This is a genomic window from Rhodococcus sp. NPDC056506, from assembly GCF_042794945.1.
Classification (GTDB): Bacteria; Actinomycetota; Actinomycetes; order Mycobacteriales; family Mycobacteriaceae; genus Rhodococcus_F.
The window spans coordinates 86,897-101,574 of sequence record NZ_JBHTSW010000019.1 but is presented as its reverse complement, the minus strand read 5'-3'; the positions used below and the strand labels follow the sequence as shown (position 1 = coordinate 101,574).

Here is a 14,678-nt window from a genome sequence, read left to right as displayed (position 1 = left end):
GTGTCAGAGAATTGCGGGTAGGGCTCCACCGAGCGCCGACGCGACCTCGGCCTCGAGGGCTGCGACGAGCCCTTCCGGGGGCGCCTCACCGCAGACTGCGAGCCAGTTAGCGAGCATCCGGTGCCCACCCTGAGTGAGGACGGACTCCGGGTGGAACTGGACGCCGTGAATCGGCAGTTCGCGGTGACGCATCGCCATCACGACGCCGCTCTCGGTGTGGGCAGTCACCTCGAGTTCCTCGGGAATGGTGTCCTCGAGAACTGTCAGCGAGTGGTAGCGGGTAGCGGTGAACGGATCGGGCAGTCCGGCCAGGACACCGACGTCCTTGTGGTGCACCAGGCTCGTCTTGCCGTGAAGCAGTTCGGGAGCGCGGTCGACGGTTCCGCCGAAGGCCGCACCGATCGCCTGATGTCCGAGGCAGACGCCGAGCAGCGGGGTCTTGGTGTCGGCGCAGACCTTCACCAGATCCATTGTCGCTCCCGCGCGCTGCGGAGTTCCGGGGCCCGGGCTCAGGAGAATGCCGTCGAACTGAGCTACTGCACCTTCGAGGTCTGCCGTCAGTTGTGGATCGTCGTTGCGCCAGACCACGGCTTCGGTTCCGAGCTGGCCGAGGTACTGCACCAGGTTGAACACAAAGCTGTCGTAGTTGTCGACGACGAGAATCCTCATGAGAGCAGGGTAAACGCCCGTGCTATCCGCCGGTATAGGCGGGGACCGTGATCTGCGACGGCGTTGCCTGCGTGTACCCGAGGCCGAAGCGGGTCGCGTACTGCTTGTAGATCCGAATGCCCGGTTCAGCAGCGAGGGCCGCCTCGAGGCGTGCGACGTCGCCGATGGCACTCATCACGTACGGCGGGCTGTAGGTACGGCCGTGAAGAAGGAGAGTGTTTCCGATGCACCGCGGCGCCGACGTACTGATGATCCGTTGGTCCTGCATACCCACCGCTTCGGCCCCGCCGGCCCACAGTGCGTTCAGGACGCTCTGGACGTCCTGCTGATGCACGACGAGGTCGTCCGGAGTGGCGTCGACCGGATACTTGCCGTCGGCGTTGCGCGGAGCGTCCGTCATCGTGACCACAACACCAGGGCCGGTCATCTCCGTCAGTCCCGCGTCGGCGGAGATGTTCTTGATGTCACCGAGCGCCGCTGCCACGCCGGCATCGGACCGAGCGGCGTCCTGCTGCAGCGAATCGAGCTGGGCGGCAAGTTCGTCCCGGTCGGCCGAAACTTTCTCGGCATTGGCCTGGGCACTGCGAACCAGATCGGAGAGCCTGGTGCTTTCGGTGACCTGCAGCTGGTTTTCCTCGGCGGATCGTTGCGCCGTGGCGACCATCAGACCGGCTACCAGGCAGACGGCAAGTACACCGATGTGCCAGACGGTTCGTGAAGATTCACCCGAAGACACGTGGCTCCTCCCGGATTGTGCAGGTCGGCCGGTGACCAACTGGACACAGCTACGTTAGCGTGTAGGTAACACATGCAGGTCACACCGTAGAGCGAGGACGTCATGCCCAAGTCGAAGGTCCGTAAGAAGAACGACTACACAGTCAACCCGGCAAACCGCACTCCGGTGAAGGTGAAGATGGGTCCGTCGAGCACGTTGTACGTCTCGGTGATGCTCGGATTCATGCTTGTCGGCCTGGCGTGGCTGATTGTGTACTACTTGGCCGCGGATTCGATCACGTGGATGAACGACTTGGGAAACTACAACTTCCTTGTCGGCTTCGGTTTCATGGTTGTCGGCCTTGTCATGACCATGAGATGGCGCTGACCAGCGAGTATCTGATTCGAACCGGATCGTGACCGTCATTCAATTACATGGGTGTCATTCATCCCCATTGTGGATAACTCCTGTGGACAACCTAGGAAGTTATCCACATGCTCGAGGATGAATTTCATCCACAGCCTCGTGACAACGCCGCGGAGGTCGTCTCGTGGGCCACTCCGATGGGTGTTGTCTACGCGATGTTCGGCGGCGGAATTGCCCTCGCGATCGCCTCGATCGTCGCGCCCACGGAGCCGGCCGGACGCTTCCTGCTCGCCCTCGCGGTGATCGGGCTGTTCGTGATGGGCGGCCTCGCTCTGCGTCAGCGTCCCCGCCTGGCCGTGATCGAAGACGGGGGAACCAAGTCGATCGCGGTGCAGCGACTGCGCGCCCGGCACACGTTTACCCGCGAACAGATCGACCGCGTGCGGCTTGTCCGCTACCCGCGTCTGGGTCGACGCGTCCCGATGCTCGAGATCGACATCGTCGACCGGCCCACCGACACCGAGAAGCTGTTGATCTTCGGACGCTGGGATCTCGGTACCTCGCCGGAGGACGTCCTCGACGTGCTCGCTGTCCACGGTTTGGTGCCGCCCGAGAAGTAGGGTCGAGCGGTGAGTAGTCCACCCGGGTCGCAAAGCGGTTCAGAACGCGACCGCCTTCTCGACCTCGCCGCCGACTACGTCCTCGAGTTCGGCGTCTCCTCGGCAACGCTTCGGGGGCTCAGCCGAGCACTCGGCTCCAACAATCGCATGCTTCTGTACTACTTCGGGAGCAAGGCCGGACTGCTCCTCGAGGCACTGCGCCGCGCCGGGCTTCGCTTTCCCGGGATCGCCCACCTCCTCGATCTGATCCGCGATTCCGAGATCCCCATCGCGGACCGCCTACACGACGCGTGGAGCATCCTCGCCGACCCCGAACTTGTTGCGTACCATCGGCTCTTCTTCGAACTCTTCGGTGTGGCCGCATTCGACTCGGAGCAGTACCGCCCTCTCCTCGAGGGCGTAGCCAACGAATGGGCCGACGAAACTGCCAGCGCCATAGCCGAAACCGGCGTCGACGCCGAGCTTGCCGAAACTCTGGGACACGAGATCGTGGCCGCCTGGCGCGGTTTCCAGATGACGCTGATCGGTGGCGGCGACCGCGCAGTGGTCGACCGTGCCGCCCGGCATCTGACGGAATCGATTGTTGCCACCGTGCATTCTGCGGCGAGGCCGATTACATAGCGAGCGCCGCCAGGTCTGGTTGCACGATGTCGAGAGCCTGCTGCGGCACTGCCACGGCGTCGCTCGACCATCCCCAGATCGAGTACAGCTCACGGCCGGGGTCGGTGTATCCGTCGCGGCCGTGCAGTACCCGGTAGTTGTCGATGCAGATCATCTCGCCGGCTTCGGCGCGGAACATCGGACCGCTGTCGCGCACGTGAATCACAGCCTCACTCCACTGCTTCACCAGCGGCCACTGAGCTTCTTCCGATTCACCGGCGATCGGCGCGAGATACGGGTGATACCGAACCTGGTTGCGTCCACTCGGGACCGTCCTGGCGATCGGCGCAAAGGAGTTCTGCGGGAAGTTCGGCTCCGAATGGTCGATGTCTGTGCTCCAACAGAATTCGGCCAATTCAGCGGTTGCGGGATCGAAGGCGAGCAACCGCGTCAGTTTGAGCGCATCGATGAGAAACGAGTCGCCCCCACTCGGATACGCCGGACGCTTGCACCACAGAAACAGATAGTCGGGCGCGTAGTCACCGAACGCAAAACCGTCGTTGTGGGCAGTCATCCGCTCGCCGGAGATGCCGAACGAGCGCTTCCGGCCGCGTTCGTCCACCGGTTGGGTGTCGACGACGGCGGCCTCGGCATCCTGACTTCTTGCGCTTGCCTCGAACTGTCGGCCGACGCGAATGTACTTCTCACCGAGCAACTTCGACGCAAAGGCAATCGCGTCCTCCTCGGTGTGCAGCCCGCCGTAAACCGCGGCGCCGTCGAGTGCGATCGCAGCCCGAACCGCTGCCACCGTGTCCACGCGCCGGGGAACGACACTTGCCTGCGTCAAGTCGGAAGAGAACATCCGTGACTCCTTACATCGAGTTGAACCAAGTGGTTCAACTCAGCGTAGGGACTCGCCGTTTCAGCGGTGTAACTCCGGAAACCGATTCGGTTACGGAGCTGGCTCTTCAAATCACCTTGCCGGGGTTCATGATTCCGTGCGGGTCGAGTGCGCCCTTGATTGCATGATGCATCGCGACGACGGCCGGTGACAGTTCTTGCGCGAGGCCGCCCATCTTCAACAGGCCGACGCCGTGCTCACCGGTGACGGTTCCGCCCAGCTCGAGGGCGTTGTCGATGATCTCGGCAAAAGCGGCCTGAGCGCGTCGACGTGCCGCTTCGTCGTCGTGTGGCGTGATCAGCAGCGGATGCAGGTTGCCGTCACCCGCATGCGCGATGTTCGCGATGTGCGTGTCGTGACGGGCCGAGATGGCCTCGATGCGCGCCAACATTTCCGGGACCGCAGCCTTGGGAACACAGATGTCCTCGGTGAGCACCGGGCCGAGCCGCTCGAGGGCGGGGTACGCCAGACGCCGGGCAGAGAACAAGGCGTCGGCTTCCTCCTGGTCGGTGGACCTCGCGCTCCAGGTTGCCCCGGAACGGTTGAAGCAGGCCAACATTCGCTCGGCTTCGGCGTCGCCGATCTCGCCCGGTGTGTCGATGCGGCCGAGCAGGACCACCTCGGCGTCGGCCGAGAGGCCCATGTTCTTCCAGGCATCGACGGCAAGCAGGCACTGTCGGTCGATCAGCTCGAGGGCGGACGGCGTGAGACCGTCGGCGGCTACGGCTTCGACAGCCTTGCCCGCAGCAACGATGGAGTCGAAGTACCCGACGATGGTGCGTTCGGGATCGCGCTGAGGACGAAGTTTGACGGTCACCTCGGTGATCACACCGAGAGTTCCTTCGGAGCCGACCATGAGCGCCGAGAGATCAAACCCGGCCACTCCCTTGGCAGTTCGACGCCCGAGCCGAACCAGCTCGCCGGTTCCGGTGACCACCTGCATGCCCAGCACGTAGTCCTTGGTGACGCCGTACTTGACGCAGCACAGGCCGCCGGCATTGGTCGCGACATTGCCGCCGATCGTCGACCAAGGCGCGCTGGCCGGATCGGGCGGGTACCAGAGTCCGTGCTCGGCGCAGGCGTCGCGGAGGTGATCGTTGACCACTCCGGGTTCGACCACAGCCAAACGCTCGAGGGTGTTGATCTCCTTGATGGCATTCATCGCGTCGAAGGCGATCACGACGCCACCGGCGACCGCGTTGGCTCCGCCCGACAGGCCGGTACCGGCGCCGCGCGTCACGACGGGCGCACCGTGGGCGATGCACGCCTGCACAACGGTCTGTACCTGCTCGGCTGTGCGCGGACGGACCACGGCGACCGGCATCTCGTACGGAGCCCACTCGGCGTCGTCGTGGATATAGCTCGCCATGATGTCGGGGTCGGTGATCAGTCGATCCGCATCGATCTGCGAGCTGAGCGCCTCGAGGAGTGTCATGACTCCACGATAGTGACGGCGACTACACCACCCCATGTAGATTTACTCCGAGAAACCGGAAACCGTATGGACATTCTCTCCATACTCACAATTGGTCTGACAAGTTGGCCTGACGAGTTGGCCTGACAAGGGAGTGCGGATGCACGAGAACTGGCTACAGCTTCTCCTGGCCGAGGCATCCACCGAGGAACTGATCGAGCATCGCGATCAACTGGCCGCAGGCTCGGGCCCCGAGTCCGCCGCCGAGATCGAGCGAGAAGCCCGATCGGCACTTCAGCTACGAAGTCTCCTGGCTCAGCGCCGACAGCGCGCCACCGAACTGGGGGCGCTCAACGACATCGCGTCGCTGCTCACCACGATGCACGATCACCATGCCCTCTTGCAAGAGATCGTGGACCAGGCCAAACGTCTACTCGGCGTCGACCTTTCGTACCTTGCTCTGATTCACAACGACATCTTGATCATCGAGGTCACGAGTGGGGCATACACGTCCCAGCTACTCGGCCTCACGGTTCCCTTCCGTGAAGGCCTGATTGGTCGCGTAGTCGAGAACTCTTCTCCCGCTTGGTCGTCCGACTACCGCAACGACCCCTCGTTTGCACACATCGGACCGGCCGACGACGCAGCGCGAGCCGAGAACATGCGCGGCCTGCTGGCTGTGCCACTGACATTGAACGGCAAGATCCTGGGTGCGCTGTGCGCCTGTAAGCGTCAGGAGCGTCGATTCGGCAATGAAGAAGTTGCGTTGCTGTCCGCACTCGCAGCCCATGCCTCGGTGGCCATCGAGAATGCCCGTTCTCTCGAACGCTATCGCGCGACGGTTGCGGAAGTGAACGCCGCGAACACCGAACTCGCCGAGCGCACAGCACTTCTCGAACAGACACTGACCTGGGACCGCTCGCTCACTCAGGTTGTCCTGCGCGGGGGTGGAGTCCGTGAACTCGTGGAGGAAACCTCGGCGTCGACGGGCTCACCGGTGTTCTTCGTGACCGGAACATCCGAGATCCCGCCAGGGTTGCAACGGGTGAGCGAGAGCGTGCATCGGGTCTTCGACATACTTTCCGCAGACCGACGCGAGCAGGAAGTGACGCTGATTGTCGGTGAGCAGTTCCTGTTCGCCACCGAAGTACGCAGTGCCGGTGACCAACTCGGAGTTCTGTTCCTGCTCGCGCGCCAGGAACCCACCGCCGCCATGAGGTTGGCACTCGAAAGGTCTGCTCCCGCCATTGCGCTGGCACTGGTCGGCGAACGGGCAGCCCGGGAAGCCACCCGCCGAGCACGCGACGCGTTCCTGGTCGATCTGATCACCAGGCCTGCGCCGACGCCGGCCGAAGTCACCGGGCAGTTCCGCCTGGCCGGTCTTAACCCCGACCGCTCGTACACCGTCGTGGTGGCCCGCCCGGCAGACGCCGTCGACCGTGCGCGTCGTAGCATCGAGGAAATTGCTTTTCCATCGGGAACCGTTGTTGCCGAGCATGGTTCACGGGTCATTGCACTCATTCCCGGAATGTCACCAACAGAGGTTGCGGCGGCGTGGGTGCAACCCTCAGAGAACCCGACCGTCGGAATCGCCGATCCGGCGGTTGGAGCAGAAGGACTCGCGCGGGCCTATGTCGAGGCTCAGCACACCGTCGACGTCCTTGAGACTCTCGGTCGGGCCTCCCACGTGGAACCGGCAAGTTCACTCGGCATTTACCGGATTCTCCTCAGCCGCACCGGCCGCGACGAACTGGAAGCGCTGACGCAGCGTTCCCTCGGCCCGCTCCTCGAGGAGGAGCAGCGACGCGGGGTTCCATTATTGGACACCCTGGCGTCGTACCTCTCCCACAATTGCAAGCACTCCGCCACTGCCGCCGCGCTCGCGATTCACGCCAACACCCTGTACCAACGCCTCGAGTCCATCGACAGGTTGATCGGAACACAGTGGCGTCAGCCGGATCAGGCGCTCGATCTTGCGCTCCTGATCCGGCTGCGTGCCAGTGCGGGGAAACTCGGTCAGATCTGAGCAGGCTTGCTCGATCGCTTCGCCAGCACTACAACAAGGATTGCGGCACAGAGCATCACGGCGCCCACCACCCACAGGCCTGCCTTGGCATTTCCGGTCACATCGGTGAGCCAGCCGGTGATGTACGGAGCGCCGAAGCCCGACGCGTTGCCGATCGAGTTGATCATCGCGATACCCGCGGCCGCACTGGCACCCGTCAGGAACGTGGTGGGCAGGTACCAGAAGACGGGGAGAGCGCAGAGGACGCCGACAGCGGTGAGCGAGACCGCAATCATGACGGTAAACGGTGAATCCAGGTACAGCGCAATCGGAATGGACACCGCACCCAAGAGCGTCGGGGCTGCAACGTGCCACATTCGTTCTCCGGTCTTGTCGGAATGGCGGCTCCACAGCACCATCGCGACGGCGCCGATCGCGTAGGGGACCGCCACGATCAGCCCGGTCTCGACGAGCGAGAAATCGGTGTTGAACGTCTGCTTGAATCCCGCGACGATGCTGGGCAGGAAGAAGCTCAAAGCGTAGAGGCCGTAGGTGATTCCGAAGTAGACCAGACCGAAACCGATGACGCGGGGATCGCGCAAGGTCTTACCGGCAGACTGATGACCGGCGTCGCCGAGTTCTTTTTCCTCGTCCGCCATGGACTTCATCAGCCACGTGCGCTCCTCGAGGGTCAACCACTTGGCGTCGGCGGGACGGTCGGTGAGGTAGAACCAGACGACAAACGCCAAGATCACGGCAGGCAGACCCTCGATCAGGTACATCACGCGCCATCCGGCCAGGCCGAACAGACCGTCGCCGTACTGGATGATGGCCGCCGAGAGTGGGGCGCCGAGCGCCGACGAGAGTGGAAGAGTCAGCAGGAACAGGCCCATCAGGCGTACGCGATACTTCTTCGGGAACCAGAAGGTCAGGTAGAGAAGAACTCCGGGGAAGAAGCCGGCCTCGGCGATTCCCAGCAGGATCCGCAGGAAATAGAGACTGCCTACGTTGGGTACGAATGCCAGCGCAGCGGCGAGAATGCCCCAGGTGAGCATGATGCGTGCGATCCACAGCCGGGCGCCGAAGCGGTGCAGGGCCAGGTTGCTCGGCACCTCGAACAGCAGGTAGCCGACAAAGAAGAGTCCGGAGGCGAGCCCGAACATCGTCTCGGTCATCCCGAGGTCGGCGCTCATGGTGAGCTTCGCGAAAGCGATGTTCGTACGATCCAGATAGTTCACGAAATAGAGCAGGATCAGGAAGGGGATCAGCCGTCGCGCTACCTTCTTCACCACGCGAGATTCGATCTCGCTCGGCGCAACCCCACCGTCAGTGGTGGTGCTATCGGTGGAGGTCATGGCAGGGGTACTCCTCGGAAAAGGTCAGCGGTGCTATCTACGAAGTGACTCAAGCCACAGTAGAAGTGTCACCGACCTCAACCTATGTGGACAATCTCCACAGAAGCCGTCTCTGCATGTGCGATTGCTCCCAAAGATCCGGCAGATGATCCCGGGCAGCCCGACGAACGTCCCCGAACAGTCGAAGGCGACAAACCCGTCTGAGCTGGGGGTTTAGAGCTACGAGCACCGAGTCAGTGGTTAGTGTTGTCGCCGAAAAGCCCGAGCAAGTGCGGACGCACCGCGTGACTTGAAGGACAGAACATGACGAAGATGGTTCGGACCACGATGACCCGCCGGTCCTCCACCGCTTTCGCTGCCACCATCGCGGCGGTCGCTCTATTCGCCTCCGCCTGCGGCAGCGACTCCGACAAGACTGGCTCGGACAAACCTGCTGCCGGCGCTTCGTCCGCTGCGTCCTCGGTCACCGTCGGCGGGAAGGCGCTCGACGCCACGTTCGAGACGAAGTGCGCAAAGGACGGCGGCACGACAGTTATGACACTGCTCGACGCAGAAAATCCCACCTACGGCATGTTGACCGTCTCGGCCATCGTCGATGAATCCGGCACGGTTCAGACTGCTGGAATCGCCGGAAGCGAGGGTGGATCGAACGGTCTGCCGTACACCGCCGGATTTGCACCGGGCCTGCCCGGCGGGTCTGCCACTGCCAAGCAGGACGGCAATACCTTCGTGGTGACAGGCGAGGGAATCGGCGCCCGGGACAAGGGCAACCCGACGGAGACGTCGAGCTTCGAGATCACGTTCGCCTGCGAGTCCATCATCGGCGGCTGAGCGATAGAACGGCTGGGCCATAGATTCTTGCTAACTGATTCCCAGCTGTTCGCGCAGTTGGACGACGCGGAGCACGATGACTCCCAACGTCACCACAGTGACCGCACCAAAAGCGATCCAGCCGATCCGCACTGCTTTCACACGGTTCTCACCGGCGCCCAACCACTGTGGGGCGTACAGGAATGCAGCGGCCGTTGCGGCACCTGCCACCAGACCTCCCGCGTGACCCCAGAACGAGATCCCGGGCAGCGAAATGCTGATGATCACATTGATCGCGATCACCGAGATGATCGGGACCGGGCTTCGACGCAAACGCAGAAGAAGGACGGCCTGTGCGCCCATGATGCCGAAGATCGCACCCGACGCTCCAGCGGTCCAGGATAGGGCCGTGAGCGAAGAGAACACGGGCTGAAACGCCATCACCGAGGCTGAACCGCCGAGAAGCGAAACCAGGTAGATGCCGATGTACCGCGAGCGGCCCATCACGATTTCGGTGTCGCGCCCCAGAATGTAGAGGGCGTACATGTTGACCGCGAGGTGCAGGATTCCGAAGTGCAGGAACCCGGAGCCGATGAGCCGGAACCAGTCACCGCTGGCAACCAGACCGGGATTGAGTGCCCAGTTCGCGAAGATCGACGAGCCGACCTGATTGTTCATGATGCTTCGCGACTGCGCGAAGGTCGCCAGGAACGCCAGGACGTTGAGCCCCATCAAGGTGTACGTCACGACCGGGACCGCACGGGTGGGGCTCACGGTGTTTCCGGCGACGCCCCGAACATCACGCTGACCGGCAGCTACACAGTCAACACATTGGTATCCCACCGCCGCCTCGCGGAGACAGTCCGGGCACGCCGGGCGTCCACAACGATTGCAGGAAAGTGCGGTAGGTCGATCTGGATGGCGGACGCACCGCGGTTGGGGCGGGATGCCCTCACTCGCACCGCCGCCCCAACCGGGGTTCGTCATCTGCTTGTTTTACCTGTTCAGGAGATGGTGATGCTGTTGATCACGACGGGCTCGACCGGACGATCGCCACGATCGACCGAGGTGGAGGAGATGGCGTCGACAACCTTCTTGGAATCGTCGTCGAGAACCTCACCGAAGATGGTGTGGCGACGGTTCAGGTGCGGCGTCGGGCCGGTGGTGATGAAGAACTGCGAGCCGTTGGTTCCCGGGCCTGCGTTGGCCATGGCCAGCAGGTAGGAGCGGTCGAACTGCAGTTCCGGGTGGAACTCGTCACCGAACTTGTAGCCCGGGCCGCCGGTGCCGGTGCCGGTGGGGTCGCCACCCTGGATCATGAAGCCGTCGATGACGCGGTGGAAGATGGCACCGTCGTAGAACGGGCCGGTCTTGGTGCCGGCGGCGTTTGCGGTGGTGTACTCCTTCGAGCCGTCGGCGAGGCCGACGAAGTTCTCGACGGTCTTCGGCGCATGGTTGCCGAACAGAGCGATCTTGATGTCGCCGCGGTTCGTGTGCAGCGTTGCGGTTGCGGTCTGATGAGTTGAAGTCACACCACCATCGTGCCATTGCCGACGTTCTCGCGGATGTCGCCCCGTAAAACTCTCCCTGTCCTCGCCTCGCTGTTATGGCACAGTGAAGTCATGACACGAGTGACCGAGTCCCTCAGCACGCAGTTGCCCGACACCTTCGATCACGCGCGCGCCCGCGTCGAGGACACCTTCGACGAGACCGCCGCTTACCTCGAAGAGACAGCGACTCGTATCAAGGAGTCCGAGGCAGCCGACAACGCTCGCCGTATCGCCGCGGTGGTCGCGACGTCGGTCGCTCGCGGCGCCGGGCAGGTCGGGTTGTTCCTGGGTCGTCAGGGCAAAGTCCTCGCCAAGAAGGGCGTCGAGCGCGCCAAGGCTATCCCCACGAAGTCCACGGAACGCACCGAGAAGCCTCGCGGCCGCAAGCGCGTCACCGTGTTCGTCATCGCCGGTGTTGCGGTGATCGGTGGCGCGGTGTTCTTCAAGAGCCGGCGACGCGAACATCCGCCGGTCGCTTCCGCACCCCCGCGCCTCGAGGAGAACTCGGCCGAGAAGACCGCGTAGTCGACATACAAAAAGCCCCGGAACACAGTGTGTTCCGGGGCTTTTCGATGCCTGGCCGTCAGCAGTTGGACGGTGCCGGGACGTTGTTGAAGCGATCGATCATGTACCCGACGGATTCGGGGGTACCCACCAGATACGGCGTCGCGTGATTAATTGCCAGACCCGGAATGATCGGGGGCAGTTCGTTGACGGAGAACTGCACCGTCGCGCCCTTGCCGCACCAGTCTTGCGCCAATTGCTGTCCCTGGCCGAACGGAACGATGTCATCGGAGCGGCCGTGCTGGATCAACACGGGCGACTCCGGCGTCAGCTTGCCGATCTTCTGTTCGTCGAGGATCGCCTGCGCCATGGGTAGGCGGGCCAGAACTGCGGAGAGCGATTCACCGGAATTGGTGAAGCTCGACGACTGCTGGAAGCCGAACTGCAGACCACTTTCGGCGACGCACTGGTTCTTGGTGGCGGCCAACATCTGTCGGCCACGATCGTTGATCTCGGCGTCGAGCAACGGCTGGACCTCGGGGTACTGCGCAAGGATTCCGTTGAGCGCGTATCCGATCACTCCGGTGAGGAACGTGCCGTCGACCTGCTGCAGCGTCGCCGCCAGATCAGCGGGCGGTGCGCCTGCGTACGTGCCCTTGAGATCAAGTTCGGGAGCGTACGACGGCTTCAATTCCGTTGCGGCAGCGGCAGCTCCACCACCTTGGGAGTAACCCCACAGTCCGACGGGGCCGTCGGCGGGAATGCTCGTGTTCGGGAGTTGCTGAGCGGCGCGCACCGAGTCCAGAACGGCATGCGCTTCGGCTTCACGGTTGACGTAGGTGTGATCGCCTGGAGTTCCGAGACCCTCGTAGTCGGTGACGACGACGGCAATGCCGTTGAGCAGCAACGTGTTCACCCAGATGGACTCGTAACCGACCATGACGTCCGTCGGGAACTGATACTCGATACCGGTGTTGAAGAGCTTGGACGGTGCGCACTGATCGCCTTGTCCATGCGTTCCCACCGCTGCGGCAACCAGTGGACGCGCCCCCTGCCCGGTCCACGGATTCGACGGTTCGAGATAGGTGCCCGTCACGGCGACGGGGGCGCCCTTGGCGTCCTCGCTTCGGTACATGATCTTGGTGGCAGTCGCCGGCCAAGCACCGTTCGATCCGGGCACGCTCAGCAGCAGTGGTGACGGCTCGCTCTTGATGAGGTCTCCGTTGGCACCTGCCGGAAGCTCGGACGGCGGTGTGTAGAAATCCGCCGGCTCAGCCATTGCGGCGGGGGCCGTCACAGCACCCATGACCAGTGCTGCGACGGAGACCCCGGCCGCCCACCATGCTCTGCTCTTCACGTTTCGATCTCCCCACGTTCGCCTGCGCTGTGGCTTGGCACACAGCGAACGCAGAGTAACACATACCTCACGTAACACTTTTTCGTGAGGTATTTGCCTTAACAGGCTGAACTACAACCGTTTACGACTACTTCGTGGGCTCCAGATTCGTGGTCAGCAGCGAACGAAGCTTGTCGGTATCAGCCGAGGTCCACGCCTCGGGATGCAGGATCTTGGCCCACATGTCTGCCGCATCCTCGCCGTAGTTGTGACCGTGCCCGGACGGGACGTCAGCCGAGAACACCATGTCGAGGGTGACCTGCCAGAACGTCACGAGCGGCACCCACGTCATTCCCGGATCCACGTCTCGACCCAATGGTTCCTTGAGCCAATCCGGCTTGTTGAGCAGCAGGTCGAAGGACCACCACGTGATCGGGTCGCTGGCGTGCTGCCAGTACACGATGCGGTCGTCGTCCCAATCCGACTTCAGCTCCAGATCCTCCGGATCACCGGCAAACCGAATGGCGCGTCCACCGTCGATCACCGGCAGAATTTCCTTCGAACCCGAGTCACGACTGTCCGTGATTTCCTGCCACTGAGCAGTGAAGTTGGGGGTTCCGACCCACAGTGCGCCGTCGACACGCGTCATCATGTCCTGAGCGCCGGCAAATGCGGCCTGCCCACCGTAGGAACCGAGGCTCTCACCGAAGACAACCAACTCGGGTCGCGTCTCCACAGGCAGGTCGATCCACTTGGCGTACACCGCGTTGAACAGCGCGCGCCCGGCGATCATCGGCGTCTCGCGGTCGGCGATGAAGGCCAACGGACTCGGAAGGAACGAATACTGCATCGACGCGATTGCCGTGTCGCCGCCCTCGACGTACTCGAACGCCGACGCGACGTCCTCGTTCACCCAACCGCGGCCGGTGGTCGTCACGACTGCGAGGGTTCCGCGGTCGAATCCACCGGTGCGCTCCAACTCGTCGACGACGCGCTGTGCCACACCGTTGATCGAGTCCGAGGATTCCCGTCCGGCGTACACGCGGATCGGTTGCTTCGCTTCACGTCCGGTCAACGCAGAGATCTCCGCTGCGGTGGGACCGCTGCCCATGAAGGTTCGCCCCTCCTGGCCGAGAGAATCCCAGGCCTCGGCGGACATCGGTGAACCACTGCGCTCGGCGATCAATGGTTGTTCGATGCCGTCCGGAGTTTCGTGATCGGCGCCGGAGAAGCTCCAGTTCGCGAACGCGATGAGCCCGTTGTACAGCGCACCGTTCACGATGAAGATGCCGAGAGCGAAGATGACGATCAAGCTGCCGACCTTCGCCGCTTCGAGGGGAACGAACCGAAGCGCGACTGCGGTGAGCTTGTTGGTGGTGAACCTAAGACCACGACCAGCCTCGAGCAGGATGAACCAGATTCCGAGCGAAATCATCAGCACCAGAAGATAATTCGCCTGATTGGTGCGTGGAGCTTCCACGAGATCGCGAACGATCTGCTGCCACCACGAACCGAGGACCAAGAACGTCGGAACCAGAATGACGGCCGCGACCAGCAGGATTCGCCAGCCGATCTTCTTGGTGCGATCGGACCATTGCGGTTCGACGCCGCACTTGCGGATCATCCAGGCAACCGTGACGCCGACGCCGTATCCCATCGCGAGCGAGATGCCCGTCGCAACGCCCTGGAGGTACCACGCGCGCGGCAACAGGGACGGACTCATCGACCACGTGAAGAAGACCAGAGCAAAGGCAAGCCCGACCGGGTGCAGCGTCTTGCAGTAGAGGCGCAGCCGTTCCCACACACGTTTCATGCCGGAATCGTATGCGCCCC

Annotated in this window: 15 protein-coding genes; 6 read left to right on the top strand and 9 right to left on the bottom strand. The window is 63.1% G+C overall.

Annotation, left to right across the window (positions count from 1 at the left end; translation table 11 throughout):
• Positions 1 to 3: 3 nt before the first annotated feature.
• Both ACFQ6H_RS17115 and ACFQ6H_RS17110 read right to left on the bottom strand, forming a co-directional pair.
• Positions 4 to 669, bottom strand: coding sequence for an aminodeoxychorismate/anthranilate synthase component II (locus ACFQ6H_RS17115; RefSeq protein WP_003942537.1), 666 nt, complete (start codon positions 667 to 669; stop codon positions 4 to 6).
• Positions 670 to 691: 22 nt separating this feature from the next.
• Positions 692 to 1,405 carry a DUF881 domain-containing protein gene (locus ACFQ6H_RS17110; RefSeq protein ID WP_003942461.1) on the bottom strand — a complete coding sequence of 238 codons (714 nt, stop codon included), beginning with the start codon at positions 1,403 to 1,405 and terminating at the stop codon, positions 692 to 694.
• A 102-nt stretch (positions 1,406 to 1,507) separates the two neighbouring features.
• On the opposite strand from ACFQ6H_RS17110, the gene crgA reads away from it, so the two are divergent.
• From crgA to ACFQ6H_RS17095, 3 genes are all read left to right on the top strand, one after another.
• Complete coding sequence (gene crgA, locus ACFQ6H_RS17105) at positions 1,508 to 1,771, top strand: cell division protein CrgA (RefSeq protein WP_003942576.1); 264 nt, start codon at positions 1,508 to 1,510, stop codon at positions 1,769 to 1,771.
• Between the two features lie 107 nt (positions 1,772 to 1,878).
• The gene (locus tag ACFQ6H_RS17100) at positions 1,879 to 2,370 is read left to right on the top strand and encodes a PH domain-containing protein (RefSeq protein ID WP_378647440.1); all 492 of its coding nucleotides are present in this window, start codon (positions 1,879 to 1,881) and stop codon (positions 2,368 to 2,370) included.
• 9 nt (positions 2,371 to 2,379) lie between these two features.
• Complete coding sequence (locus tag ACFQ6H_RS17095) at positions 2,380 to 2,991, top strand: TetR/AcrR family transcriptional regulator (RefSeq protein ID WP_378647439.1); 612 nt, start codon at positions 2,380 to 2,382, stop codon at positions 2,989 to 2,991.
• On the opposite strand, the gene ACFQ6H_RS17090 is transcribed toward ACFQ6H_RS17095, so the two are convergent.
• Both ACFQ6H_RS17090 and ACFQ6H_RS17085 read right to left on the bottom strand, forming a co-directional pair.
• Complete coding sequence (locus ACFQ6H_RS17090; protein ID WP_378647437.1) at positions 2,984 to 3,832, bottom strand: TauD/TfdA family dioxygenase; 849 nt, start codon at positions 3,830 to 3,832, stop codon at positions 2,984 to 2,986. The two genes, ACFQ6H_RS17095 and ACFQ6H_RS17090, sit on opposite strands and share 8 nt — an antisense overlap.
• A 106-nt stretch (positions 3,833 to 3,938) precedes the next feature.
• Positions 3,939 to 5,306 (bottom strand): FAD-binding oxidoreductase, encoded by a 1,368-nt coding sequence (locus tag ACFQ6H_RS17085; RefSeq protein WP_378647435.1) that lies wholly within the window; start codon positions 5,304 to 5,306, stop codon positions 3,939 to 3,941.
• A gap of 139 nt (positions 5,307 to 5,445) precedes the next feature.
• Here ACFQ6H_RS17085 and ACFQ6H_RS17080 point away from each other — a divergent pair, with 139 nt between their 5' ends.
• Complete coding sequence (locus ACFQ6H_RS17080; protein WP_378647433.1) at positions 5,446 to 7,311, top strand: helix-turn-helix domain-containing protein; 1,866 nt, start codon at positions 5,446 to 5,448, stop codon at positions 7,309 to 7,311.
• Here ACFQ6H_RS17080 and ACFQ6H_RS17075 read toward each other — a convergent pair.
• Entirely contained in the window at positions 7,302 to 8,645 is a 1,344-nt protein-coding gene (locus ACFQ6H_RS17075) for an MFS transporter (RefSeq protein WP_095969324.1), read from the bottom strand. The two genes, ACFQ6H_RS17080 and ACFQ6H_RS17075, sit on opposite strands and share 10 nt — an antisense overlap.
• A 303-nt stretch (positions 8,646 to 8,948) precedes the next feature.
• On the opposite strand from ACFQ6H_RS17075, the gene ACFQ6H_RS17070 reads away from it, so the two are divergent.
• Positions 8,949 to 9,476, top strand: coding sequence for a lipoprotein LpqH (locus tag ACFQ6H_RS17070; protein ID WP_378647429.1), 528 nt, complete (start codon positions 8,949 to 8,951; stop codon positions 9,474 to 9,476).
• Positions 9,477 to 9,506: 30 nt separating this feature from the next.
• On the opposite strand, the gene ACFQ6H_RS17065 is transcribed toward ACFQ6H_RS17070, so the two are convergent.
• Positions 9,507 to 10,442: a rhomboid family intramembrane serine protease gene (locus ACFQ6H_RS17065; protein ID WP_378647427.1), complete on the bottom strand. Its 936-nt coding sequence runs from the start codon at positions 10,440 to 10,442 to the stop codon at positions 9,507 to 9,509.
• 17 nt (positions 10,443 to 10,459) lie between these two features.
• The gene (locus ACFQ6H_RS17060; protein WP_283305660.1) at positions 10,460 to 10,987 is read right to left on the bottom strand and encodes a peptidylprolyl isomerase; all 528 of its coding nucleotides are present in this window, start codon (positions 10,985 to 10,987) and stop codon (positions 10,460 to 10,462) included.
• A 90-nt stretch (positions 10,988 to 11,077) separates the two neighbouring features.
• Between ACFQ6H_RS17060 and ACFQ6H_RS17055 the strand changes: the two genes are divergently transcribed.
• Positions 11,078 to 11,530: a hypothetical protein gene (locus tag ACFQ6H_RS17055; protein ID WP_378647426.1), complete on the top strand. Its 453-nt coding sequence runs from the start codon at positions 11,078 to 11,080 to the stop codon at positions 11,528 to 11,530.
• A 58-nt stretch (positions 11,531 to 11,588) separates the two neighbouring features.
• Here the strand turns inward: ACFQ6H_RS17055 and ACFQ6H_RS17050 are convergent, their stop codons facing one another.
• Positions 11,589 to 12,866, bottom strand: coding sequence for a lipase family protein (locus ACFQ6H_RS17050; RefSeq protein WP_378647424.1), 1,278 nt, complete (start codon positions 12,864 to 12,866; stop codon positions 11,589 to 11,591).
• Positions 12,867 to 12,993: 127 nt separating this feature from the next.
• Positions 12,994 to 14,658, bottom strand: a complete 1,665-nt coding sequence (locus tag ACFQ6H_RS17045; RefSeq protein ID WP_378647422.1) for an alpha/beta hydrolase — start codon at positions 14,656 to 14,658, stop codon at positions 12,994 to 12,996.
• Positions 14,659 to 14,678 lie beyond the last annotated feature (20 nt).